Source organism: Prochlorococcus sp. MIT 1011 (assembly GCF_047305235.1).
Taxonomy (GTDB): domain Bacteria; phylum Cyanobacteriota; class Cyanobacteriia; order PCC-6307; family Cyanobiaceae; genus Prochlorococcus_B.
In genome coordinates this window covers 1,642,334-1,666,101 of sequence record NZ_CP138983.1, presented here as the reverse complement: position 1 = coordinate 1,666,101, position 23,768 = coordinate 1,642,334, and the positions used below count along the sequence as shown (strand labels likewise).

The following is a 23,768-nucleotide window of genomic DNA, read 5'->3' as shown; positions in this document are numbered from 1 at the left end:
ATCAACTAGATATGAATAAGAAAAATATTTCTGATGACGTCACCAAGAAAGCAACTCCACCTCCAAGCTTTGTCAAACTTGCGATGAAAAATATGGTTCGGAAAGGTAGTCAAAGCCTTTCTCACTTTGGGTTAACAGCTTTGGGTTTCCTTGGATTTATTTTATTAGTTGCTCTTCTTGGGAAACCTCATATCCCTCAATAACTTTATGGAGAATTTTTCGACTAGCTCTTCTAAATTGGATGTTGATCTTTCTTTTACACCCTTCCCGGTTCAAGATTTAGATGTCTTTGTGAACAGTGAGTCTTTGGAGTTGATGAAAAATCCAAGTCAATGGATTGAGGGAATAGGAAGCTGGATTAGATTCATACAAGTAAATTCAACACTTAAGTGTCCGGAAATTGTCCTAAATGCGTCTCAATTTAGCCTGGGGTTGGAATTAACAAATGATAAGAAAATTCTTGATTTGAATCAGGCCTGGCTCGGGCAATCAAAAAGTACAGATGTACTTTCATTCCCCATAATTGATGAAACATTTTTTGATGTAAGTAATGAATGTATTGAATTGGGTGACATAGTTATTTCAGTCCCGACAGCAATCAGGCAAGCCAAAGATAATAAAATTGATTTATTTCGAGAACTTAGATGGCTGGCAACTCATGGCCTTTTACACCTTTTGGGGTGGGACCATGGTGACGAAGAGAGTCTTGAAAAAATGCTTTTAATTCAAGAACAACTTATAGACTTAAATTGTTAATGAAGAGAAAATCTACTCTAGCTAGAATAGCTAGCTGTTATTCTTTAAATAGGAATGAATAGTGATAAGAATGGCTCCTAAGACTCCTAGTGAATCTGAGAGAGAAGTTTGGGGTAGGGCTAAAACTCTTACAAGACCAAATAAAAGGTCATCATGGAAGATCGCTAATGATCTTCCAGCAAGCTTTTTATATGCAGCCAAAGGAATTGGATATGCTTTCTCGACTCAGAGGAATTTTCGGATTCATGTTGGTTTTACATTAGGTGCGTTTGGCTTAAGCTTTTTTCTAGGCCTTAATAAAACTGATTTAGCAATAATGGCCCTTACAGCTACTAGTGTGTTAATAGTTGAATTGCTGAATACAGCGATTGAATCTGTTGTTGATTTGGCTATTGGGAAACGATTTCATCCTCTCGCGCAAATCGCTAAAGATTGTTCGGCTGGGGCGGTTTTATTAGCTTCAATTAGCTCGGTGCTGATTGCTGTTTTATTATTATTACCACCATTACTTAAACAGTTAGGAATTTAATGGCTTAAAAATTATGTTTTTGGTGATCGACAATTATGACAGTTTCACTTATAACCTCGTTCAATATTTGGGCGAATTGGCTTCTCAGCATCCAATTGCATCAGAAGTAAGAGTCGAACGTAATGATGCTCTGACGATTAGTGAGATTAAAGAGCTAAATCCTGATGCCATTTTGTTATCTCCTGGACCAGGAGATCCTAATCAATCTGGAGTTTGTTTGGATATTTTATCTGAGTTATCAATTGAAATACCAACTCTTGGAGTCTGTCTTGGTCATCAAGCTATTACTCAAGCGTTCGGTGGAAAAATAATTAGGGCTAAAGAATTAATGCATGGTAAAACATCTAATGTTTTGCATAGTGGTACTGGAATATTCAAAGATTTGCCTAATCCCTTAGTAGCAACTAGATACCATAGCTTAATTGCGGAGAGAGAGGGGTTTCCAGAATGCTTAGAGGTTATAGCCTGGTTAGAAGATGAAACGATTATGGGGATAACTCATAAAGATTATCCGCACATATACGGGGTACAGTTCCATCCGGAGAGTGTATTGACTGAAGCTGGTCATAAGTTACTCTCTAATTTCTTGGAGATAGCACAAGCTACCTAGATTGTCTCAAGTTGTACAGACGTAATAAATTAATCTAAACTAAACTTCATCGACAATCTTGAAAGCTGACCAGAATTTTTTCATCTGCTCAATTGTTCCAATACTCACTCTTATAGATCCTTTTAAATTTTTTTTCTTATCCATATTTCTAATTAGAATGCCATATGACTTTAACTTTTGCTCAACTTGTTTTGGGTTTGATTTTGGCCAAAGTAGAAAATAGTTTCCTCCATCAATATGATGCTTAACGTGGTACTTATCGAATTGATCTTTGATCCAATTACGAGCCTCAAGTACTTCGTTCACATACGAATCAATATAGGATTGATCTTTAAGTGCTGCAAAAGCAGCAATCACAGCAAAGCTATTGACGTCATAAGGACCAGTAACTCTATTAACTATATTAATTACTGTAGAATGACCAATGGCAAACCCAATTCTTAAACTTGCTAAACCAGCAGTTTTAGAAAGCGATCTTAATACAACAAGATTAGGTGTCTTTTGGAAATTTATAATTGGTAGAACACTATCACCTGTAAACGCCTCATAAAGTTCATCGACGACAACTAGTGTTTCAGATGAAAGTTTAGCGATCTCTATAATTCTTTCTGGACTTAACCTTGTTCCAGTGGGATTATTGGGGTTGCAGATGAGTAAAATTTTTGGATGATTTTCAGTAATGAATTCGCAAATGCTATCAAATGGATATTGAAAATTTTTCCCCTCATAAGGTATTGAGTTGATTTTCATTCCTCGCATTTGTGCGCAAGGAGTGTAATATCCAAAAGTAGGCGATGTTGTTAGCATTACATCATCAAAGTCGCCATAGGCATGAAAAATAGCATTTATTGCTGCATCTACACCATTAAAAATACCAATTTCAGATGATTTTATATTCACTCTTGAATTTTGTTTAGTGAGAGCTTCTACTACTTTTTCTGTTAAACCTGAGTATTCAGGATAAATAGAGATTTCATCTCTGCTTATTTCTCTGAGAGATTTAAGTACTAGTGGGCTTGGTCCAATAGTGTTTTCATTAAAGTCTAGTCTTAGTAAATTTCGTCTTCCTTCCAGTGGTGCTGAATATGGCTGTAAATCCTCGATATCTTTCCTGGGATTTGGTAGATCAATAAATGAATTTTCTGTTTTTTCCATTACATTCTTTCCAGAGTGGGGATGCCTAGCAAAGTCATCCCAAGTTTAAGTGTATCTGCAGTGATAGAGCATAACGCAAGTCTACTAGTTCTTAAAGGTTCACTTGCTTTTAAAATAGGAACTTGATCATAGAATCTGTTAAAGACCTGACTTAATTCAAATAAATACCCGCATAGACGATTAGGAAGCAGTTCTTTTTCGACTTCAGCGATAGTACAATCAAGTTCCAATAGTTTGCGAATCAAGGCCCACTCTTGTGGTTCATTGAACTGAATATTCTGATCCAATACATTTAAATCTCCACCTTTGCGAGATATTCCCGCTATTCGTACCAATGCATAAAGTAAATATGGTGCTGTATTCCCCTGCAAAGAGAGCATCTTATCAAAACTAAATTGGTAATTAGAAACTCTATTTTGACTTAGATCCGCATACTTGATGGCTGCAATCCCGACAGTCGTAGAAACTTTATCTATAAAACTTTCATTCTCTGATCTACTTTCAGTGTTGAGACGATTTTTTAGATCTTCTCTTGCTCGTTGAATTGCTTCATCTAGAAGATCTACTAATTTAATTGTTTCTCCAGAACGAGTTTTTAACTTCTTACCATCTTCTCCTTGGACAAGACCAAAGGGGACATGCTCGATTTGGCAATCTGTAGGAATCCAATTTGCAAGCTTTGCAATTTGAAAAACTCCAGAGAAATGTGATGCTTGCCCGGCATCTGTGACATAAATCAATCGGAATGCTCCATCTCCATGCGGGGGAGTAGTTACTCTGTATTTAATGGCTGCTAAATCAGTGGTTGCATAATTAAAACCCCCGTCACTTTTTTGAATAATTATTGGTTGAGGTTTTCCGTCTTTTCCTACTACTCCATCAAGGAAAATACATTGAGCTCCTTGATCATTTACTAATAAATTTTTAGTTTTTAAATCATTAATAACATCTACTAAAAATTTATTATAAAAGGATTCACCTCTTTCAGTCAGCTTGATATCAAGTCGATCGTAGATCTTTTGAAACTCTTTTCTGGATTGATTGCAGAGCAATTGCCACGCTATTAGACTTTTTTGATCACCTGCTTGTAAATTAACAACCTCACTTCTAGATTTATTTTGAAAGATTTGATCTTCATCAAATCTTTTTTTTGCTTGACGATAGAAATTTACAAGATCACTTATTTCTACGACATCTTTTGTATGTAGAGCCTCTGGTACAACCTCTTTCAGATGAGTGATGAGCATGCCAAATTGTGTACCCCAATCTCCCACATGGTTGAGTCGTAAGACTTCATAACCGCAGAATTCAAGAACCCGAGCTAAGGAGTCTCCAATAATTGTTGATCGTAAGTGCCCAACATGCATTTCTTTAGCAATATTTGGACTGGAAAAATCAATAATCACGCGGTTATTGCTTTTCCCATCTTCTATTTTTTCACTATTGAATTGTTTTAGAGGGACTCCCAATCTTTTATCATTTAGACGAAAATGGATTTCCGATATAAGTGTTTTTGAATTTATAGATAGGTTTATAAAACCTGGACCTGCAATGAGTGGTGGATTACATATTTTAATAAAATCATTATCTTTTTGTAGTTGATCAGCTATTTGTTGTGCAATATTACGAGGAGGTTGTTTTATTTCTTTTGCGAGTGCTAAAGCACAATTTATTTGAAAATCTCCAAATTCCGGCTTGGATGCGGGGACTAAATTAGGACCTGTGAGTATTGAAGAAGTTTTTGAACTTCGACCCTCTTTTGGGAATACTTTAATGAAAGCTCTATTCAGGGCTTCTTCTAATCTGGTGGATATTTCAAGCATGATATTTATGGTTAGGTAGATACGTTTAAGATTTTTTGGATAATGTCAGAAAACTGTTTTTCATTTTTTAGTCAAAGCGCATACTAAAATCTATCCATTTGCTTTTAGTGATTGGTGCACTAGTTGAGATTAGATCAATACCTGTAAAAATATAGTCTGACAAATTATTTGCGTTGATTCCAGAAACTTCAATCACAATATTTTGTGAGACGTATTTGGAATTAATATTTTTTGAAAGTTGACGTAATTCTGGTACTAATCTCGATATGGTTTGAATAGACATTTCATCAAGTAAAACACCATCAGCGCCTGCCTCTACAGCTTCTTTTGCTTGGGTGGGAGTTTCTGCTTCGACAATTATTTTTTTTGTCCATGGAATAGTATTTCTTAAAATTTTGATACTCTCGCTAATCCCCTGAGACCACTCAATATGATTCTCTTTCAACATGGCAGCATCATCTAATCCAAGTCTATGATTGACTCCACCACCACAATGGAAAGCATATTTTTCGAATATTCTTAGGCCTGGAGTGGTTTTACGGGTGTCTGCTAACTTCACATTGGATCCTGATAGTTTAGTTACCAGTAAAGCTGTAGATGTAGCAATACCAGAAAGATGCATGGCTACATTTAAAGTTACTCGCTCACCTGCTACTAAGGAAGAGGATGACCCCTTTAATTCTAGGAGTCTTTGATTCTTTTCAAACTTCTGACCATCCTTTATTAGCAGTTGAATATTAACTTGTGGATCAATCTTTCTAAAAATTAGTTTGACTAGATCTCCACCACAAAAAGTTCCATCCTCTTTTGCAACCCAGTGAGCTGATGCACTTCTGTCGTTGAGGACAAATCTTGTGAGATCTCCATCACCGAGATCTTCCTCAATCCAGGTGTCTAATATTTTATGTAGCTTTGGTGAGCGAAGATCCACAATACAATAAATACATTTATTACTATACCAATGCTAAAACCATTTATAAAAAATATTTTTTTCTATTTTTTAAATTTCTTAAGCTAATTTTGTTTTAAATATTTTTAAGAAAATAGAAACTTTTTAATATTTTTTCTTTGTTATATGTTAACCATATGCTTTAATTAACTTAATCTTTGCTCTTTGGATCAAGTGGACGTTGTTCATAGTGTAAATATTATGGTTGCATTATTGATTGGAGGAGTTTGCTATTACTTATATTATATTTTTACAATCGACAATAATTAGTAGATAGAAATTGCTTGATTATTTACCAATACAGAATTTTGAAAATATATTATCAAGTAAGTTTTCTGTTAAATCTTCACCTGTTAGCTCTCCTAAATAATTAATAGCTTGTCTTAAGTCTATGGTCCAGAAATCCCATGGAAGATTTTCATCGAAAACTTTATTAATATTTTCCAATGATTCCATTGTTGATTTTGCTAGATCAAGTTGTCTTTCATTTAGAGCAATATCCAATCCATGGGTTTGAGAAGAACCACATTTCTTTAAGAGGTAATTAATTAGATTTTCTTCTCCATTTCCAGTTTTTGCACTTATAATAACTAGATTTTCTTTTTCTAATATATTTTTTGGAACTTTTTTAAAAGATTGATTACTCTTTAAATCAGATTTATTTCCAACAATCAAGAGTGGAATATTAACGGGTAATTGTTTTAGTATTGATTCATCTTCACTAGTCCATCCGTTTGAATAATCAAAGATTAATATGATGAGGTCAGCTTGAATTAAAGTTTTTTTTGTTCTAGAAATACCAATTTTTTCGATGATATTTTTAGTCTCTCTTAGACCTGCTGTATCAATAAAAGTTACTGGTATTCCCTCTAAGACAATCTCACTTTCCAAAAGATCTCTAGTAGTTCCAGGTAGGTCAGTCACAATGGCTTTTTCTTGTTTGGAAAGCCTATTCAATAAGGAGCTTTTCCCTACATTAGGCTTCCCAGTTAGTGCAACTTTTAAGCCAGAGCGAACCCAAGATCCTCTTTTTGCATTATCTATTAGGTCGTTGATTTCTTTTTTGATTGCGATGATTTCATTCTTTACATGTTGTTCATCTAGGATTGGAAGATCTTCTTCAAAATCTATTCTTGCTTCAATTTCCGTTAGTTGCTCAATCAATCGTTGCCTGATTGATTGAATCGTAGTTTGAATATTTCCTTCAATTCCATTAATCGCGAGTTCTGCTGCTTTTCGACTTCTTGCTGACACCAGTTCACTAATTGATTCTGCTTGAGTAAGGCTAATGCGACCATTAAGCACTGCTCTTTGACTAAACTCACCTGGTTCTGCTCTTCGAACGCTTGGGATATCCAGTATTCTTTCAAGGATCTTTTGGACTGCAATGATTCCACCATGGCAATGTATTTCTACTACATCCTCACCCGTGAAGCTTCGTGGCCCTTTCATTATTAATATTAATACTTCATCGATATACATTGTTTGATCTGCTTCGGTTACATATCCGTAAAGCACTGTGTGAGTGCTCCAATCATGCGTTCCTGGAATATGAACAATAGCTTTAGTTATCTCAATTGCTGAGGAGCCAGAAATCCTAATGACAGCGACGCTTCCTTGGCCGGGTGAAACGGCCGTCGCAATTGCAGCAATAGTATCTTCAGTAGGGGAAAACGAATTCATTAATCAATAATCACGCAATCTTCACTAAGATCAAATCTAGGTTTCTTTTTTGGACCAAGATTTTTTTAAAAATATGAAAAAAATCTTTCTAAATCTAATACAAAGAATTCGTAATTTTATCTCTTGGCTCTGGAATCAGGAAGGTTCTCCTTCTAAGAGAGCGTTAGGGTTTGGCGTGGGGATATTTAGTGGTTGCTTTCCATTCTTTGGTTTGCAAACCTTGATGGGTGTGTTTTTAGCAAAAATCTTAAAAGGAAATAGTATTTTAGCGGCTGTTGGAACCTGGATTAGCAACCCATTTACTTATGTGCCTCTTTATTATTTTAATTATAGACTAGGTTCTTTAATGCTTAATAAAGACAAAATAATTGTAGATTTTAGCCATATAACTACCAATGAGTTGTGGTATCAAGGTTGGTATTTGAGTTCTCGACTGATATTAGGCTCGATATGTATGGGGCTACTGACTGGAGTAGTTGGTGGGCTTGGTTTATATTTTTTACTCAAAAAACTTTCTAATAAAATTTAAATTTTTAGACATTATATATTATTTATTTGTTTTCAATAGTCTTTCGGATGATTTGAAATGCTAATTAATTCCTGTTCTGGCGATATCTAAGACATCAACCATTGAACGTATTTGATTGATAGTAATTTCTAATTGATTAACACTTTCAAGTTCAACTCTAAGGTCTATACATGCAGGTTTGCCATGAGATGTCTTAACTCTTGCATCGATTACATTAATACTTCTATCAGAAAGTCTCATTAATATATCTTTAAGCACTCCGACCCTATCAATAACTTCAATTCTTAATTGAATAGGAAATTTCTCTTCTTTGATATGTGTATTGCTATTCCACTTAACCGATAATCTTCGATTGTTAGGTACTGATTGTATATTGACACAATTAGTTCGATGTATCGTGATCCCATGATTACCAAGTGCAACTGTCCCAACTATTGATTCTCCTGGTAAAGGGCTGCAACACCCCCCTAGTCGATAGTCAAGCCCTTCTAAACCGGCTATTGGCGAATATTTTGTTTTAGATATTTTTGATTTATTTGAAGCTGGATTTGCTTGTGACCCAATTTGGCTCGCTAGCTCAATATCGCTTAATTCAGCCTCGGGTGGCTGGTTTTGTATTTTTATCTCTTCTTTAAATTTATTAATTACTTGATGTAGGGTTAATGCTCCAAATCCAAGTGAAGCTAATAAATCTTCCGTAGACTTTAGATGACATCTCTCGGTAACTTTTGTTATTGCTTCACCTTTTAGTAAATTATCAAATCCTTTACGACCAAACTCTTGTTCTAGTAGTTCCTTCCCTCTTAATATTGTTTCTTGACGATGACTTTTTTTATACCATTGTCTAATGCGATTTCTAGCTGTGGGTGTGGCTACATAATTTAACCAATCTAAGCTTGGATGAGAGCTCTTATGAGTGAGGATCTCAACGAAATCCCCATTTTCAAGAGGTGTTGATAGCACACAAAGACGATCATTAATTCTTGCACCATTGCAATGATTCCCTACTTCAGAGTGAATACGATAAGCAAAATCGATTGCTGTTGAACCATTTCTTAGTCCCAAAACATCTCCTTTTGGAGTAAAAACAAATACTTCTTCATCAAATAAGTCCTCTTTTATTGATGCAAGATAGTCATTGTGATCATTAACCCCATCTTCTTGCTGCCATTCAACTAATTGGCGTAACCAATTGAATTTTTCCGAATCCGGATTAGCAGGAGATCCTCCCTCTTTATACTTCCAGTGAGCTGCGATTCCAAATTCTGAAACTCTATGCATTTCAGGAGTTCTGATTTGCACCTCAATAGGCCTATGGCTACCTATTACGGCTGTATGTAGAGATTGGTAGCCATTTGGTTTTGGGAGGCCTATATAGTCTTTAAATCGACCAGGTATAGGCCTGAATGTGTCATGGACAACAGCAAGAGCTCGATAGCATGTCTCGACATCTGAGACAAGAATTCTAAGAGCAGCAACATCAAAAATTTCATGGAATTCTTTTTGTTGTCTTTGCATTTTGCTCCATATTCCGTATAAATGCTTTGGTCTTCCACTAACTTCGCATTGGCTAAGCCCTGCTGAGTTCAAGCGATCTCTTAGCAATTGAACAGTTATATTTAATCTCTCTTCTCTTTCACTACGTTTACTAGCTATTTGTTGTTGGATTTCTCTAAAGGGATCTGGCTCTAAAAGTTTAAATGCTAGGTCCTCTAGTTCCCATTTGAAGCGTCCTATTCCTAAACGGTTTGCGAGTGGAGCATAAATTTCTCTCGTTTCTTTTGCTATTCGAGTTTGCTTCTCTTTCTCTAAGAAACTAATAGTTCTCATATTGTGAAGCCTATCTGCAAGCTTCACAAGTACAACACGAATATCGCTAGCCATAGCTAGAAACATTTTACGGAGGTTTTCTGCTTGAGCTTCTGTTCGATTATTAAAATGAATTCCGCCTAATTTAGTAACACCTTCAACTAGATATCTAACTTCATTGCCAAAATAACCCTCAAGTTGTTCTGGTGTTATTTCTGTATCTTCGACGACGTCATGTAAAAAACCTGCTGCAATCACACTAGCGCTTGCACCTATCTCTCTTAGTAAGTCAGCTACTGCAACTGGATGTGTTATGTAAGGTTCACCACTTTTTCTGTATTGCCCTTTATGCAATTGAAATGCAAGATCAAAAGCGGCAACTAAAAGTGCTTCAGAATCTCTTGGGCAACTTGCTCCTATCCCCGGCGGAATATTTTCAATGCAATTTTTTAACCACTCTGGCAAAATAATTTCATAATCATCAATATTTTTGATCTGATGAGTTCTAAGTGCCGGTTGGCCATCAAAAAAATCATCACAGACGTTATGTGTCTGGTTTGAATTGTGTGCAGAGGTGACTTTAGGCATCAGCACCGGAGCTTAATTTATTTTATTCAAACTCAACATTTCTTGCTACCTTTTTATGAATAATTCATCAAAAGAAGTTCTAAAGATAAATAAACTAAATGCTATCTATCCAAATAGTACAACTTCCGTGTTGAGAGGCTTAAATCTGAATATTAATCGTGGCGATAGGCTTGCATTAGTTGGTAGTTCTGGATGTGGTAAAAGTACTGTTGCTAAGGCTGTAATGCAGCTTCTTCCTAAAGGATGTTTTTGTGATGGTGAGATTCTTCTAAATGGAAAAAATGTATTAGATCTAGACAAGGTTGCTTTACAAGCTATTCGAGGGAAAGAGGTTGGATTGATATTTCAAGATCCAATGTCACGTTTAAATCCTTTGATGACTGTTGGTGATCATTTGGTTGATACTTTTAAAGCTCATTACAACTCTGAACCAATTTACAACTTAGTAACAAAAGCTAAAAACTTATTAGAAAAAGTTGGAATAGATCCTTTAAGATTTAATTCTTTTCCACATGAATTTAGTGGAGGGATGCGACAACGTGTAGCAATAGCTTTGGCAATTTGTTTAAGACCTCCTTTGATAATTGCTGATGAACCTACAACTAGCTTGGATACAATAGTTGCTGATCAGATCATGAGCGAATTGAGTTTACTTTGTGATGAGATTGGGACTGCTTTACTATTAATTAGTCATGATTTATCTATGGTATATAAATGGTGTAATAAAATTGCAATACTTGATTATGGGCAAATAGTGGAATCTGGTAATATTAAAGATATTGTTGGTAATCCAAAAACTGATATTGCTCAAAGATTAGTTAATTCAGGAAGAATTTTAGAGGGTTCTGAGAGAGAAATAATTAATAAAAGTACTGTATTATTGAGAGTGAATAGATTACGTTGCTGGCATAATTTAGGCTTTTGGCCCTTAAATTCTTTTTGGTTGAAAGCTGTTAATGAAGTTACCTTTTCTCTGTATGAAGGCGAAACTCTTGGTATCGTAGGCCCATCAGGATGTGGTAAGAGTACTCTATGTAGAGCGTTGACTGGTTTATTGCCTACGAGAGGTGGAAGTGTTTTTTTCCTTGGAGAGAATATTTCAACTATCAATAGGAAATCTTTAAAACAATTACGTAAGTATATTCAAATTATTTTTCAAGATCCTTCAGCTTCTTTGAATCCTAAGATGTCAGTAATGGATGCAATTATAGATCCAATCCTTATCCATAAATTGTCAAGTAGATCTCAAGCTAGAGAAAAAGCTCGTAATCTTTTACAACTAGTAGGTTTAACGCCCACAGCAATGTATGAACAACGCTTACCTACACAACTTTCAGGAGGACAACAGCAAAGAGTTGTTATCGCAAGAGCACTTGCAGTTGCTCCCAAAATACTTATCTGTGATGAAAGTGTCAGTATGTTAGATGCAGAAATTCAAGCAGAAGTTTTGGAGTTGCTACGCTCGCTGCAAGAAAGATTAAAACTGTCCATGCTATTCATAACTCATGACTTGTCAGTTGCGGCAGGCTTTTGTCACAGAGTATTAGTGTTTGATAAGGGAAAAATTATCGAAGAGAATTCTGGTAAGAATTTGTTAAATAATCCTCAAAAATACTTAACAAAAAAGATGGTTAAGGCATGTCCAAGACTTCCGAAATAATATTATTTTTAGGTTGTAATACTTTTAAAAGTCGTTCAAAATCTTTTGGCAATGGAGCTGTGAATTTCATTTTCTCTAATGTTATTGGGTGTATTAAACCCAATTCAATTGCATGTAATGCTTGGCCACTAAGTTTAATAGGCAATTTTTTGCACCTACTGTAAGTTTGGTCTCCAATAATAGGGTGACCAATATGTGCACTATGAACACGAATTTGATGCGTTCTACCTGTATCAAGTTTGAATTTAAGTAGAGAAAAACTTCCTAGATTTTCAATTAATTTCCAATGTGTACAAGCATATCTACCAGAGTCCTCATCAACCACAGCATATTTTTTTCTATCTTTTGGATGGCGGCCAATACACCCGACAATCATGCCTTCATTGTCTTTAACAGCACCATGGACAACAGCCATATAATTTCTTGAGGCTACTCTTTTTTGTATTTGAATTTGTAGTTTAACTAAGGCTTCTTGAGTCTTTGCTACGACGATGCATCCAGTTGTGTCTTTATCTAAGCGATGAACTATTCCAGGTCTTAATTTACCTCCGATGCCAGGTAAGTCTGGACAATGATTGATTAATCCATTGACTAAAGTTCCTGATTTGTTCCCTGGCGCAGGATGCACTGCTATTCCTGCTGTTTTATTAATGACTATTAAATGATTATCTTCATATAAGATATCTAAATCAATTTCTTCTGGTTTTAAGTAAGGAAGAGGCTCAGGCGGCGGGACCCAAAGTTGAATTATGTCACCTGGCCTGACGGGTGTTTTAGCTTTTCCCGTTTTACCGTTTACTTTTGCGAAACCTGCTTCAATGAATTTTTGAATATGAGCTCTACTTTGTTCAACTCGTTGACTTACCAGCCATCTGTCAAGGCGCATAGGCAAAGGCTTCTTATATTCACCCTCAAATATTTCACCTGGTCCCTGCCCAAATTGATGCTTGATTTCTTTATCCATTAGGGAAGTTCAAGAGAGATATTGCCCAATAGATTTTTGCGAAAATCATCAAGTAATCTTTGAGACATTCTTCTAGTATCTCCAGAAGTGTGACGTTCTGCTGCTGAAAGTAGCCATGAAGATTTGTCTTTAATAGTTTCATTGACAAATACTCCGTATCTTTTTTGAAGACACATTGACTTGATTCCCGCTTCTTGGGAATTTTCTAACGTTTCAAGAAGTTTCATAAAGTTAATGGCTACCTGTTCCGTATCGTATGCGGCTTGACCAATATCATCACAAATAGCGAGTTTTAATGCGGCATTTTGATCTTCGAATTTAGGCGGTAGAACTCCAGGAGCATCCAACAGATCCAGATCTTGTCCCAATCTTATCCATCTCAAACTTCTCGTGACTCCAGGTTTTCTAGAGCTGGACACAACCTTTTTTTTAACTAGTCTGTTAATGAGAGCAGATTTTCCTACATTTGGAAAACCAAGAGTTAGCACTCTAATTGCACGATTTTTCATCCCTCGGTCAATACGCCTTTGATTCAATTCTTGCCCAGCGCGAATGGCGGCCTGTTTTATTTGGAGAACGCCTGTTCCAGCTTTTGCATCACACCACCACGGGACTTTTCCCTCTGATCTTAATTTTTTATCCCATGCTTTATGGGCATCGACATTGATCATGTCTTTTCTATTGAGAACTAATATTTGCTTCTTTCCTTTTAACCATTTTTGGAGATATGGATGAGAAGTGGCAAGGGGTATTCTTGCGTCTCGCACTTCGAAAACTAGATCAACTTTATTCAGATTTTCTTTTAATTGTTTTTCGGCTTTAGCAATGTGCCCTGGATACCACTGTATAAGTTGCTTGTTCACGGAATTTTAAAAATAATTTGGTTGAAATTGATTAATCTAAAAATTGTAAAAGTTGATTTTTGATTTATTTTGGAAGTGTAGTTTTTTAAAATTCTAAGCTCAACTCATTATCTGAAAAGATTAAATAAGTTGATAATCATAATTGGATTATTCATAATATCCTGATGAGAGTTCAATTTTATTGATAAATGTAGATTGATAGAATTACAATATTTGATAAATACCGATGAATCACTATTGCTCATAGTGTAAGTTCAAAAAAAATTAGATTTCTATCTTTAAATTGTAAGTTTATATTTTCCTGTAATTGCAGGTATTTTAGGGGCAATTAATTATTTTAACTATAAATTTTTAATATCTAAAAATTCGTTCTTAGGTTCTCAAGGGGTTAGGTAGATTTTTTCTGTGTCTTAGTAATTACCCAATTGGTGCCTTTGAAGAGCTATGGTCACTCAGTTTCCTTTCTGAATCCCATACATTATGTCTAAGCGTTCCCTGTCAAGTCTCGGCGCTGAAGACTTATGCGGCAAACGTGTTTTAGTGAGAGTTGATTTTAATGTCCCACTAGGAGATGAGGGGCAAATAACTGATGACACAAGAATTCGTGCTGCTTTGCCAACTATCAATGACCTTCTTGAGAAGAGTGCAAAAGTTGTTCTCTCTGCTCATTTTGGGAGGCCAAAAGGAAAGGTTAATGAAACAATGCGTTTGACTGCTGTTGCTCAAAGACTAAGTGAATTGCTTGGTAAAACAGTTGTAAAAACTGAAAGTTGTATAGGAGCAGAAGCTAAGTCAAAAGTAGATGCTATGTCTAATGGTGATGTTGTCCTTTTGGAAAATGTTCGATTTATTGCTGGGGAAGAAAAAAACGATACTGAATTTGCCAAAGAATTAGCTTCTTTGGCAGAAGTTTATGTTAACGATGCTTTTGGAGCTGCCCACCGTGCGCATGCCTCTACTGAGGGGGTTACAAAGTTCTTAAGTCCTTGTGTTGCAGGCTATTTAATGGAAAAAGAGCTGCAGTACCTTCAAGGAGCCATAGATCAACCTAAAAGACCATTGGCAGCAATAGTTGGGGGTTCAAAAGTAAGTAGTAAGATCGGTGTCTTGGAATCTTTGATTGATAAATGTGACAAGATAATTGTTGGTGGAGGTATGATATTTACCTTTTATAAGTCTAGAGGATTATCGGTTGGTAATAGTCTTGTAGAGGAAGATAAGCTTGAATTAGCTAGTGCTTTGGAGAAGAAAGCAAAAGATAAAGGAGTTGAGTTTCTTTTGCCAAGCGATGTTGTGTTGGCTGATAATTTTTCTCCTGATGCAAATAGTAAAATTTCAAAAGTAGACTCTATTAGCGAAGGTTGGATGGGATTGGATATTGGTTCAGAATCAGTTGAACTTTTTCAGAATGCTTTGAAAGATTGCAAAACTGTTATTTGGAATGGACCGATGGGTGTCTTTGAATTTGAGAAATTTGCAAATGGAACAAATGCAATAGCAAATACTTTGGCTGAATTAAGTGCTAAAGGATGCTGCACGATTATTGGGGGTGGAGATTCAGTGGCAGCAGTTGAGAAAGCAGGTTTAGCCAAAAATATGTCTCATATCTCGACTGGGGGTGGAGCAAGCCTTGAGCTTTTGGAAGGTAAAGTTCTTCCTGGAGTTTCTGCTCTAGATGATGCTTGATAATTACAATCAAATTTTCTAATTGTTAAAAGTAGGTTTTATAAACCTACTTTTATTTTTTTTGTAATTGAATAAATCCCTTCTGGATGGGTAATTATAGCTGAAATAGTTTGAGTACCAGGTTCTAATGGTGCTTGAATATATTTAAATAACCCACCTGATTGATTAGGTTTAATCCCAAAGAAATCATTTGATATATTCATTTTCTCATTGTTTTCAAGTAAAATCATTCCACTAGCAGTTAATGAATTATCAAGGGGTCCTTCAATGATCAAATTTATTTCATATCGTTCACCAGTACGGACTTTCTCAGGAGAAATTACTTTTACAATCAATGGAGAATTTTGACTATTAAGAATTGATTCTTCATCTATAACTTGATAGCTTTTTATTTTGTTTTTGTAAGTTTCTATTTTAACGGTTTGTATCGTATGTAGATTATAAATTTGGTCTCCAATTGTTCTTCTAGATTTAATTTTTATATCTAGAAGTGATTGACTTGGATCATTTCTAATCGTTTTAATTGACCATTTTGAATCTTTGTATTTGTTCCTAAAAGCTAAAGACTGTTTATTAAATTTATTGAATGATTGTTTTGAAAATAGGTCTTTCAGTAAATCATCATTTCTCTCGTTGAGAATTTCCTCTAATTGATTGCTTAATAACTGATTATTTATATTCTTACTTAAAGCAGAATTGATCACTAATGGATATAGCAATAAAAAACCTATTAATTTGGTTGTCAGTGAATGTCTCACGCCTACCTTTTTTACTCAATATAACTTAGCCTCAAAAGATAAAGTTATTTAATTTATGCCTCGCCTTTTAATTGCTGCAAGCGGAACGGGTGGGCACATTTATCCTGCATTATCATTCGCTGATTCACTTTCAAATTCTTGGGAAATAGAGTGGCTAGGAGTACCAGATAGGCTTGAGGTTGAACTGGTTCCAAAAAAATACAATTTAATAAAGTTAAAAGTTGGAGGATTACAAGGAAATATTTTTCGGAAAATGTTTGATTTATGTAAATTACTCTTCGCTTCTATTCAAGTCTCTATATTGTTACGTCAAAAAAAAATTAACGTTATTTTCACCACTGGTGGCTACATATCTGCACCTAGTATTCTTGGCGCAAAAATAGCTGGCATCCCGGTTTTATTGCATGAATCTAATGCTATCCCTGGCAAAGTAACTAGGCTTATGGGGAGATTTTGTGATCATGTGGCTTTAGGGATCCCATCAGCATCTGAGTATTTAGAAAGATGTAGAACAAGTTTTACTGGAACACCTGTAAGGTCAGAATTTTTATTAGAACACTCTCTACCAAGTTGGGTCCCTTCAGGAGAGGGGGTATTGATTGTGATCATGGGAGGTAGTCAAGGAGCAATAAAAATGAATGAGATGGTAAGGAATGTCTTGCCTTGTTTGATTGAGCAGGGTTGTAGAGTTGTTCACTTGACCGGTAAGAAAGATTGTTTTTATAGAAATCTAGATAAAGATAAAAGCCACCCTAATTTGGTTGTAAGACACTTCAGTGATGAAATTCCTGCATTGCTTCAACATGCTGACCTTGCAATAAGTAGAGCAGGATCTGGTGCAATTTGTGAACTAATGGTAACTAAAACACCTTCAATTTTAATACCTTTCCCGAATTCCACCGATCAACATCAAGAGTTTAATGCTGCTTATATGGCTAGGTATGGAGGTGCTGTAATAGTTAATCAGCATGATCCAGAAAAAAACATATTAAAGAACATTATATCTAATTTGATAGATTCTAATTCTCTTAGCCAAATGAAATCAAATATGAATAATTACAATTGCATCAATTCTGAAAATAAGATATTTGATATTATAACTTCGATTAGTTAATGTAATCTTTTAATGTATTAATAATTTGAATATTTTGGCTTCTTTTTTGGAGACTTATTCTGATCCAATTTTCACCCAGATTTATAAATGATCTACAGTCTCTAACTAAAACCCCTCTTTTTTTTAAATTCTCAATAAGATTTAATGTTGAACTATCACTTTTAATTAATTGAAAGTTTGTAGTTGACGGTAGAGGCTTAATAGTAGAGAAATCTGATAAACTTTTATTTAACCACTTCCCTTCTTCCTCTATCCAGCTATGGATTTTATTTAACCTTTTTTTATGCATTTTAGAATCTTTCATGATTAAATTAGTTGCATTTATAGCTAGAGTATTTACTGGCCAAGGATCTCTTATTTCTTTCCATTTTAATAATCTATCTGAGCTTGCGACTGCGTATCCAATCCTTAATCCAGCAATACCTAGGAACTTAGTTAAACTTCTTATCACGATAAGGTTTTTATAGCTTTTAGTTAAATCTATTATTGATTGATTTTCACCTCCGGGTGTAAGAGAAATAAATGCCTCATCGCAAATTATAAGTTTATAATTATCTAATAATCTTTTTATTGAAGAACGACTCCATAATTGTCCAGTTGGATTGTGTGGATTTGTAATCCATAAGACATTGGTTTTTGGTTCAATTGGAAATGGTTGAGGTTTTCTTGTAGTCCAACATAAGGGTAAAGTGTTATAAATATAATGCGCATTCCAGCATTTTAATGCTCTTTGATAGTCTCCAAAACCAGGCGATGGTAAAGAGCTTATTCCATTTAAACTTGCATCTCTTGCGGCCCAAGTAAATAATTCAGAGGCTCCATTACCAGGTAAAATCATTGAAGGATCAATATTATGCCATTCTGAAATGGCGTTTTTTAATTCAAAATAACTTCTATCTGGATAAAATCTAATAGAACCATTCTTTATACTATTAATAAGATAATTGTTTAATTTTTTAGGTAATTTGAAAGGGACTAGTGATGCACTTGCATCGATTATATTATCTGTAGATAAACCTAATTTTCTGGCTTCTTTTTCTATATTACCTCCATGATTATCGAAGTCTACTTTCATTAAATTTAAGATAATATTATTCTAAGTTTAAAAGATAGTTATACTCATTTATTGTTTTATTTTTATTTCCATGGCTCTTCTGAACCGATGACCTCTGTAATGTTTCGGAATCCGTGTTTTTCCATTTGCAAGGTTAATCCATCTAAAATGTCAGGAACTAAATTTGGTCCCTCAAATATCCAACCAGTATAAACTTGAACCAATGATGCCCCAGCTGCAATTCTTTCCCATGCTGCTCTTGCTGAACTAATTCCACCTACGCCAATCAGAGGTAAATCATTATTCGTACCAATTCTTAGCCTTCTAATAACTTCTAGTCCTCTTTTTTGTAAAGGTAGTCCACTCAAACCTCCTTTCTCTTGGCCAAGAGTATTTCCGGTTTTGATTTTTAGGTGTTTCAAATCAAACCGATTTACACTTGTATTAATTGCAATGATTCCGTCTATCCCATTTTCCATTGCAACTCTTAATATCTCATCAATTTCTTCATTTGAAAGATCAGGCGCGATTTTTACAAGTAAAGGAGGACAATTGGATATATCTTTAAGTGTTCTTATTAATTTTTTGATTTGTTGTGTTCCTTGTAATGAACGAAGGCCTGGGGTGTTGGGCGAGCTAACATTGATTACTGCATAGTCTGATAAAGGAGCTAATAGTTTTAGAGATAAAGAATAGTCTTTATGAGCTTCATCGAGAGGGGTGATTTTTGACTTTCCTAAATTTATTCCTAGGACACAAGGTCTATTTCCTGGAGCAGGGATTTGTTGTTTTTCTAAGGTTTTTAAAAATTTTTCTGCTCCTTCATTATTAAATCCCATTCGATTCAATGCAGCTTTCTCTTGTGCAATTCTGAAAAGTCTGGGTTTTGGATTACCTTTTTGGGGATGCCAAGTAATAGTTCCTAATTCGGCGAAACCAAATCCAAAATAATTCCAAAGACCTGCTCCTACTCCATTCTTATCAAAGCCAGCGGCAAGCCCTATAGGGTTTTTAAAGTGAGAGCCAAAAACAATTTGACTTAAGCTCGAGCTGTTTCTTTGAAAATCATTTGATGCTTTTAAAAGGATATTAGAAATTATTGGAAAATTTCTATTAAGTGATGCGAATTTAATTGCATTAAGAGCTGAATTTGTAAGAATTTCTGCATCAATACCCTCATCTTGAGATAGAAGCTGGCCAAGAAGAATATTGTATAAGTCGTTTTTTTTATTATTTGACAAAATCTTTTAGTTGTATTTTTCGACCTTTTGAAAAAGCTACAGCAATTGCGTCGACTCTATCATTATCCCTCTCTCCACTATGACCTTTGACATATTGAAGTTTGATTTTTGGTAGCTCAGGGTTGTCAAGAGCTTTCCATAGATCTTGATTCAGAACTGGCTTGCCAGATGCAGTTTTCCAGCCTTTCTTTTTCCAATTTGACATCCATTTTTCCATCCCATCAATTAAATATTTGCTATCAGTTTTAATAGTTATTGAGGGTGCAAATTTTATTTTTTTAAATTTTTCTAGAACAAATAATGCAGCCTGTAATTCCATACGATTATTTGTTGTTTCTGGGCTGAAACCTCCAAATTCAACTTCACTCCCATCTTGGAATCTAATTAATGCTCCCCAGCCGCCTGGGCCAGGATTACCACTACATGCACCATCCGTTGCTGCAGTAATCGCAAATTTTTCTTCTTTAGACATAAAAAAACCGGTCTAAATAGACCGGTTTCATATAAGCAGAAAACAGGTGTTTTTCCAGTAAAGATACTTATTTTAAAGTTACTTTTCCGCCAACAGCCTCAATTGCTTTTTTTAGAGCCTCAGCATCTTCTTTCGTTGCTCCTTCTTTTATTGTTTTTGGAGCAGCTTCAACTAAGGCTTTTGCTTCGCCAAGGCCTAAACCTGTGGCATTTCTAACTTCTTTAAGGACTTTGATTTTAGATGAAGCGTCAAAGCTTTCTAAAACTACCTCAAATTCAGTTTTTTCTTCGGCAGCATCACCACCATCGCCACTAGCAGCAGCTCCAGGAGCTGCCATGACAACGCCAGCAGATGCGGCAGCAGATACACCAAAAGCCTCTTCTATTTGCTTAACAAGCTCTGAAGCTTCAAGCAAAGATAGGCTTTTTAATGAATCTAAGATTTCATCGGTTTTTGCAGACATGGTTTAAATCAGCAACTTAGTAAGTAGAAAACAAATTGTTAAACATAAGTATCAGCTCTCGCCGCTCTCAGAATGTTGTTTAAGAGACCTTGCAAGTCCAGATGGGACCTCATTTATACCAATAGCGATTTTGCTTGTTATGGAATTCATTGCACCTGCAATTTGTGCCATAAGTGCTTCCTTGCTAGGAAGTTTTGCAATCGCCTTGATCTCATCTTGAGACAAAAGTTTGCCTTCGAAAAGACCTCCTTTAGTCTCAGACTTTTGAGTTTCCTTTTGAAATGCTTGTACAGCTTTAACAGCACTCCCAACATCTCCTTTGATTAAAACAAAGGCGTTAGTTCCAGTGAGCAATGACTCCAAACCAGTCCAGGAATCTTTTCCTTTTATGGCTTGACGCATTAAGGTATTTTTAGTGACCTTGCAGACGCCATCGCTTTTATGCAATCTTGAGCGCAAGTCAGACATCTCTTTTGTGGATAAGCCCTTGTAATCAAGAACTAAAGCCATTTCGGAGTTGTCTAGTAGACCCTCTAATGTTTCGACGATCTGTTTTTTGCTTTCCAGCGTGCGGCCCATAATAATTGGATCGAATCGGGGGAAGAACTGGACATGCGGCCATATTCCTCTTGAGGAATCGAGGCCGCTAACGATTCAATCCAAAAAGATAAAACCCTGCGTATGCCTCGGCGGGATTTATAGATTCTATTAAAACAAAAGTTTAATAGCTTCAGACCTGCTGTCTTTGGCTGGGCGCATGCCCTTGTGGTTATGCCACTCACTTAATTTACAACAATGCGGGTCACTTTTCTTTCTGCAAGTCTTGTAATTCGTTGATATCTACTTCTACTGATGGTCCCATGGTAGATGTAATAAAAAAGCTTCTCCAGAATTTTCCTTTTGCTCCGCTTGGTTTATTTTTTTCGATTGTTAATTGCAATGTCTTCAAATTTTCAAGAAGAGCTTCTTCCGAAAAACTTGCTTTACCAAATCGAACATGCACAATTCCAGCTTTATCTGCTCTAAATTCAAGTTTTCCTGCTTTAAATTCTTTAATAGCCCCTGCTAAATCAGTTGTAACTGTCCCAGCCTTTGGATTAGGCATAAGTCCTCTAGGCCCAAGTACTCTTCCAAGTTTTGCCACTTTGGGCATCATATCCGGAGTAGAAATTAGCAGGTCGAAGTTCATTTCCCCTTTGTTTATTGAATCAACTAGATCTTCCTCTCCAGCTAAATCTGCGCCTGCTTTAGTCGCTTCAGATACTTTTTCACCACGCGTAACTACTGCTATTCGTATTTTCTGGCCAGTACCACTTGGTAGGGCAACTGTCGTCCTGAGTTGTTGATCAGTATATTTTGGGTCAATACCTAGCCTTATATGAGCTTCAATAGTCTCATCGAATTTTGCATTTGCATTCTCCTTGACTAGCTTTATGGCTTCAATTGGAGAATATGAACGCTCTTCCACTTTGGAAAGTAACGTTGTCATTCGTTTAGAAAAGTTTTTCATAATAAATTGGGGTCCATTCGACTTTTAGTCTCCCCCTTTAAAGAGAACGTTTGATGATTTTACGATTTAATTAGTCCTTTATGGAAACCCCCATATTTTTGGCAGTTCCCTCAATAACTTTCATCGCTGATTCGATGTTGCTGCAGTTGAGATCTGGAAGTTTTGTCTTGGCAATTTCTTCAAGTTGACTTTTGCTAATCGAACCAGCATCTCCTTTCGCTGACTCTCCTGACCCTTTTGCAATACCTGCTGCTTTAGTTATCAAAACAGAAGCAGGAGGAGTTTTTGTTATGAAAGTAAAACTTCTATCTTCGAAAACGGATATTTCTACAGGAATAACAAAGCCAGCTTTGTCTTGGGTGCGCGAATTGTATTCTTTACAAAACGCCATTATGTTCACCCCATGTTGACCTAGCGCAGGTCCAACGGGAGGGGCTGGGTTGGCTTTGCCAGCCTGTAAGGCCAACTTGATCAGGGCTACTACTTTCTTTGCCATCGGCTGAAAATTGAACTAATACGGTAAATCTGAAAATAATCAGATAAATTATCTAATAAACTTAACTCCTAGACTGACCAGACAGCAAAGGGAAATTAAAAAATCAATTTTGTTTGCTTATTTGAGAAAATTCAAGTTCTACAGGAGTTTCTCTTCCGAAAATTGATAAAAGCGCCTTAAGTTTGTTTCTTTCTCCTGAAACTTCGATTACTTCTCCTTGGAAATCTTTAAAAGGACCTGAAGTTACAACAATCTGATCGCCTTCTTCTACATCCAACTTGACAACAGTTTTCTTCTCAGCTGCGCGTTTGAAAATTCTATTAACCTCTTGTCTGCTAAGAGGGCGAGGTTTTATATGCCCTCTTGCTTTACCAGTAGCTCTTCGGTCTTCTGCACCAACAAAATTAATTACATTGGGAGTACTTCTTACTGCCATCATTGTGTCTTCATCTAAAACCATACGAACCAACACATATCCAGGGAACACCTTTTCTTCTGTGGTCTGCCTACTACCATCTTTTTTTAGCTTGATTGCAGGTGTTTGAGGGATTTCTATCTCTATGATTCTGTCACTAACACCAAGAGTAATAGCCCTTTGTTCAAGTGTCGCTTTTACCTTCTTTTCGCAGCTGGAGGCAACTTGAATAGCGTACCAACGTGCAATATTTGTTTTTATTGCTTGGTTTGCAAAATGTGATTGATTATCTTCAATTGTCTCTGATTTATTAATAATTTGTGAATCTTTAGTAGGGGTGGTTTCAATATCTGACACTGGAAAAAATTGTTAGAGGTTTAAAATTTAGATTAATGAACTCAGCGGAATATCTGAGTAGAGGCCCATCCATAAAAACGGCTTACAGCAGCAATAGATACTGCTGATAAAGTGACCATTAAAATCACAGCAACAGATTCGCTGAAAAGTTGTTGGCGTGAAGGCCATACAACAAGTTTCATTTCATCAATTGTAGAGGATAAAAAACTTTTTTTTAAGGCAGTCTTTTCCTGTTTTGCAGGAATTACCTTTTCTTGATCCTCTTGAGAGGTTGGACTTGTCAA

The 23,768-nt window shown here is 35.8% G+C and carries 25 protein-coding genes; 8 read left to right on the top strand and 17 right to left on the bottom strand.

Going from position 1 to position 23,768, the window contains the following annotated elements; translation table 11 throughout:
- Nucleotides 1-11: 11 nt before the first annotated feature.
- The 4 genes from SIB75_RS09930 (at nucleotide 12) to SIB75_RS09915 (ending at nucleotide 1,895) form a co-directional block, all read left to right on the top strand.
- Nucleotides 12-203, top strand: a complete 192-nt coding sequence (locus SIB75_RS09930; protein ID WP_413683155.1) for a DUF3285 domain-containing protein — start codon at nucleotides 12-14, stop codon at nucleotides 201-203.
- A 4-nt stretch (nucleotides 204-207) separates the two neighbouring features.
- Nucleotides 208-756, top strand: a complete 549-nt coding sequence (gene ybeY / locus SIB75_RS09925; RefSeq protein WP_413683152.1) for an rRNA maturation RNase YbeY — start codon at nucleotides 208-210, stop codon at nucleotides 754-756.
- Between the two features lie 70 nt (nucleotides 757-826).
- Nucleotides 827-1,285, top strand: a complete 459-nt coding sequence (locus SIB75_RS09920; protein WP_413683150.1) for a diacylglycerol kinase family protein — start codon at nucleotides 827-829, stop codon at nucleotides 1,283-1,285.
- A 13-nt stretch (nucleotides 1,286-1,298) separates the two neighbouring features.
- The gene (locus SIB75_RS09915; RefSeq protein ID WP_413683148.1) at nucleotides 1,299-1,895 is read left to right on the top strand and encodes an anthranilate synthase component II; all 597 of its coding nucleotides are present in this window, start codon (nucleotides 1,299-1,301) and stop codon (nucleotides 1,893-1,895) included.
- A 39-nt stretch (nucleotides 1,896-1,934) separates the two neighbouring features.
- On the opposite strand, the gene SIB75_RS09910 is transcribed toward SIB75_RS09915, so the two are convergent.
- The 4 genes from SIB75_RS09910 to mnmE form a co-directional block, all read right to left on the bottom strand.
- Complete coding sequence (locus tag SIB75_RS09910) at nucleotides 1,935-3,050, bottom strand: pyridoxal phosphate-dependent aminotransferase (protein WP_413683147.1); 1,116 nt, start codon at nucleotides 3,048-3,050, stop codon at nucleotides 1,935-1,937.
- On the bottom strand, nucleotides 3,050-4,873 hold the full coding sequence (gene argS, locus SIB75_RS09905; protein ID WP_413683146.1) for an arginine--tRNA ligase: 1,824 nt from the start codon (nucleotides 4,871-4,873) through the stop codon (nucleotides 3,050-3,052). The genes SIB75_RS09910 and argS overlap by 1 nt, the downstream gene beginning before the upstream one ends.
- Nucleotides 4,874-4,940: 67 nt before the next feature.
- Nucleotides 4,941-5,804, bottom strand: coding sequence for a carboxylating nicotinate-nucleotide diphosphorylase (gene nadC / locus SIB75_RS09900; protein WP_413683144.1), 864 nt, complete (start codon nucleotides 5,802-5,804; stop codon nucleotides 4,941-4,943).
- A 306-nt stretch (nucleotides 5,805-6,110) separates the two neighbouring features.
- Nucleotides 6,111-7,505 carry a tRNA uridine-5-carboxymethylaminomethyl(34) synthesis GTPase MnmE gene (gene mnmE / locus SIB75_RS09895; protein WP_413683142.1) on the bottom strand — a complete coding sequence of 465 codons (1,395 nt, stop codon included), beginning with the start codon at nucleotides 7,503-7,505 and terminating at the stop codon, nucleotides 6,111-6,113.
- 73 nt (nucleotides 7,506-7,578) lie between these two features.
- On the opposite strand from mnmE, the gene SIB75_RS09890 reads away from it, so the two are divergent.
- Nucleotides 7,579-8,034, top strand: a complete 456-nt coding sequence (locus SIB75_RS09890; RefSeq protein ID WP_413684855.1) for a DUF2062 domain-containing protein — start codon at nucleotides 7,579-7,581, stop codon at nucleotides 8,032-8,034.
- A 60-nt stretch (nucleotides 8,035-8,094) separates the two neighbouring features.
- On the opposite strand, the gene SIB75_RS09885 is transcribed toward SIB75_RS09890, so the two are convergent.
- The gene (locus SIB75_RS09885; RefSeq protein ID WP_413683140.1) at nucleotides 8,095-10,431 is read right to left on the bottom strand and encodes a RelA/SpoT family protein; all 2,337 of its coding nucleotides are present in this window, start codon (nucleotides 10,429-10,431) and stop codon (nucleotides 8,095-8,097) included.
- A 55-nt stretch (nucleotides 10,432-10,486) separates the two neighbouring features.
- Between SIB75_RS09885 and SIB75_RS09880 the strand changes: the two genes are divergently transcribed.
- Nucleotides 10,487-12,091, top strand: coding sequence for an ABC transporter ATP-binding protein (locus SIB75_RS09880; RefSeq protein WP_413683138.1), 1,605 nt, complete (start codon nucleotides 10,487-10,489; stop codon nucleotides 12,089-12,091).
- Here the strand turns inward: SIB75_RS09880 and SIB75_RS09875 are convergent.
- On the bottom strand, nucleotides 12,063-13,055 hold the full coding sequence (locus SIB75_RS09875; protein WP_413683137.1) for an RluA family pseudouridine synthase: 993 nt from the start codon (nucleotides 13,053-13,055) through the stop codon (nucleotides 12,063-12,065). The two genes, SIB75_RS09880 and SIB75_RS09875, sit on opposite strands and share 29 nt — an antisense overlap.
- Nucleotides 13,055-13,918: a ribosome biogenesis GTPase YlqF gene (ylqF, locus tag SIB75_RS09870; protein ID WP_413683135.1), complete on the bottom strand. Its 864-nt coding sequence runs from the start codon at nucleotides 13,916-13,918 to the stop codon at nucleotides 13,055-13,057. Before ylqF ends, SIB75_RS09875 begins: the two co-directional genes overlap by 1 nt.
- 480 nt (nucleotides 13,919-14,398) lie before the next feature.
- Between ylqF and SIB75_RS09865 the strand changes: the two genes are divergently transcribed.
- Entirely contained in the window at nucleotides 14,399-15,604 is a 1,206-nt protein-coding gene (locus SIB75_RS09865) for a phosphoglycerate kinase (RefSeq protein ID WP_413683134.1), read from the top strand.
- A 38-nt stretch (nucleotides 15,605-15,642) separates the two neighbouring features.
- Here SIB75_RS09865 and SIB75_RS09860 read toward each other — a convergent pair whose 3' ends face one another.
- Entirely contained in the window at nucleotides 15,643-16,308 is a 666-nt protein-coding gene (locus tag SIB75_RS09860) for a hypothetical protein (RefSeq protein WP_413683132.1), read from the bottom strand.
- A gap of 109 nt (nucleotides 16,309-16,417) precedes the next feature.
- Between SIB75_RS09860 and SIB75_RS09855 the strand changes: the two genes are divergently transcribed.
- Nucleotides 16,418-17,476, top strand: a complete 1,059-nt coding sequence (locus SIB75_RS09855) for a UDP-N-acetylglucosamine--N-acetylmuramyl-(pentapeptide) pyrophosphoryl-undecaprenol N-acetylglucosamine transferase (protein ID WP_413683131.1) — start codon at nucleotides 16,418-16,420, stop codon at nucleotides 17,474-17,476.
- On the opposite strand, the gene SIB75_RS09850 is transcribed toward SIB75_RS09855, so the two are convergent.
- The 9 genes from SIB75_RS09850 to secE form a co-directional block, all read right to left on the bottom strand.
- Entirely contained in the window at nucleotides 17,469-18,551 is a 1,083-nt protein-coding gene (locus SIB75_RS09850) for a pyridoxal phosphate-dependent aminotransferase (protein ID WP_413683130.1), read from the bottom strand. The genes SIB75_RS09855 and SIB75_RS09850 overlap by 8 nt on opposite strands.
- A 62-nt stretch (nucleotides 18,552-18,613) precedes the next feature.
- Nucleotides 18,614-19,771, bottom strand: coding sequence for a quinone-dependent dihydroorotate dehydrogenase (locus SIB75_RS09845; protein ID WP_413683129.1), 1,158 nt, complete (start codon nucleotides 19,769-19,771; stop codon nucleotides 18,614-18,616).
- The gene (gene rnhA, locus SIB75_RS09840) at nucleotides 19,761-20,243 is read right to left on the bottom strand and encodes a ribonuclease HI (RefSeq protein ID WP_413683127.1); all 483 of its coding nucleotides are present in this window, start codon (nucleotides 20,241-20,243) and stop codon (nucleotides 19,761-19,763) included. The genes SIB75_RS09845 and rnhA overlap by 11 nt, the downstream gene beginning before the upstream one ends.
- Before the next feature lie 67 nt (nucleotides 20,244-20,310).
- Entirely contained in the window at nucleotides 20,311-20,706 is a 396-nt protein-coding gene (gene rplL, locus SIB75_RS09835) for a 50S ribosomal protein L7/L12 (protein WP_413683126.1), read from the bottom strand.
- Nucleotides 20,707-20,757: 51 nt separating this feature from the next.
- Nucleotides 20,758-21,285 (bottom strand): 50S ribosomal protein L10, encoded by a 528-nt coding sequence (gene rplJ, locus SIB75_RS09830; RefSeq protein WP_413389706.1) that lies wholly within the window; start codon nucleotides 21,283-21,285, stop codon nucleotides 20,758-20,760.
- A gap of 223 nt (nucleotides 21,286-21,508) precedes the next feature.
- Nucleotides 21,509-22,216, bottom strand: a complete 708-nt coding sequence (gene rplA / locus SIB75_RS09825) for a 50S ribosomal protein L1 (RefSeq protein WP_413683125.1) — start codon at nucleotides 22,214-22,216, stop codon at nucleotides 21,509-21,511.
- A 70-nt stretch (nucleotides 22,217-22,286) separates the two neighbouring features.
- A complete protein-coding gene (gene rplK / locus SIB75_RS09820; protein ID WP_413683124.1) occupies nucleotides 22,287-22,712 on the bottom strand; it encodes a 50S ribosomal protein L11 in 426 nt (141 codons plus the stop codon).
- 103 nt (nucleotides 22,713-22,815) lie between these two features.
- Complete coding sequence (gene nusG, locus SIB75_RS09815; protein WP_413684853.1) at nucleotides 22,816-23,424, bottom strand: transcription termination/antitermination protein NusG; 609 nt, start codon at nucleotides 23,422-23,424, stop codon at nucleotides 22,816-22,818.
- Nucleotides 23,425-23,525: 101 nt separating this feature from the next.
- Nucleotides 23,526-23,768 carry a preprotein translocase subunit SecE gene (secE, locus tag SIB75_RS09810; protein WP_413683123.1) on the bottom strand — a complete coding sequence of 81 codons (243 nt, stop codon included), beginning with the start codon at nucleotides 23,766-23,768 and terminating at the stop codon, nucleotides 23,526-23,528.

Coding starts and splice junctions, on each gene's coding strand:
- SIB75_RS09930 (WP_413683155.1), top strand. CDS start 12: ATGAATAAGAAAAATATTTCTGATGACGTCACCAAGAAAGCAACTCCA.
- ybeY (WP_413683152.1), top strand. CDS start 208: ATGGAGAATTTTTCGACTAGCTCTTCTAAATTGGATGTTGATCTTTCT.
- SIB75_RS09920 (WP_413683150.1), top strand. CDS start 827: ATGGCTCCTAAGACTCCTAGTGAATCTGAGAGAGAAGTTTGGGGTAGG.
- SIB75_RS09915 (WP_413683148.1), top strand. CDS start 1,299: ATGTTTTTGGTGATCGACAATTATGACAGTTTCACTTATAACCTCGTT.
- SIB75_RS09910 (WP_413683147.1), bottom strand. CDS start 3,050: ATGGAAAAAACAGAAAATTCATTTATTGATCTACCAAATCCCAGGAAA.
- argS (WP_413683146.1), bottom strand. CDS start 4,873: ATGCTTGAAATATCCACCAGATTAGAAGAAGCCCTGAATAGAGCTTTC.
- mnmE (WP_413683142.1), bottom strand. CDS start 7,505: ATGAATTCGTTTTCCCCTACTGAAGATACTATTGCTGCAATTGCGACG.
- SIB75_RS09890 (WP_413684855.1), top strand. CDS start 7,579: ATGAAAAAAATCTTTCTAAATCTAATACAAAGAATTCGTAATTTTATC.
- SIB75_RS09885 (WP_413683140.1), bottom strand. CDS start 10,431: ATGCCTAAAGTCACCTCTGCACACAATTCAAACCAGACACATAACGTC.
- SIB75_RS09880 (WP_413683138.1), top strand. CDS start 10,487: ATGAATAATTCATCAAAAGAAGTTCTAAAGATAAATAAACTAAATGCT.
- SIB75_RS09875 (WP_413683137.1), bottom strand. CDS start 13,055: ATGGATAAAGAAATCAAGCATCAATTTGGGCAGGGACCAGGTGAAATA.
- SIB75_RS09865 (WP_413683134.1), top strand. CDS start 14,399: ATGTCTAAGCGTTCCCTGTCAAGTCTCGGCGCTGAAGACTTATGCGGC.
- SIB75_RS09855 (WP_413683131.1), top strand. CDS start 16,418: ATGCCTCGCCTTTTAATTGCTGCAAGCGGAACGGGTGGGCACATTTAT.
- SIB75_RS09850 (WP_413683130.1), bottom strand. CDS start 18,551: ATGAAAGTAGACTTCGATAATCATGGAGGTAATATAGAAAAAGAAGCC.
- rnhA (WP_413683127.1), bottom strand. CDS start 20,243: ATGTCTAAAGAAGAAAAATTTGCGATTACTGCAGCAACGGATGGTGCA.
- rplL (WP_413683126.1), bottom strand. CDS start 20,706: ATGTCTGCAAAAACCGATGAAATCTTAGATTCATTAAAAAGCCTATCT.
- rplJ (WP_413389706.1), bottom strand. CDS start 21,285: ATGGGCCGCACGCTGGAAAGCAAAAAACAGATCGTCGAAACATTAGAG.
- rplA (WP_413683125.1), bottom strand. CDS start 22,216: ATGAAAAACTTTTCTAAACGAATGACAACGTTACTTTCCAAAGTGGAA.
- rplK (WP_413683124.1), bottom strand. CDS start 22,712: ATGGCAAAGAAAGTAGTAGCCCTGATCAAGTTGGCCTTACAGGCTGGC.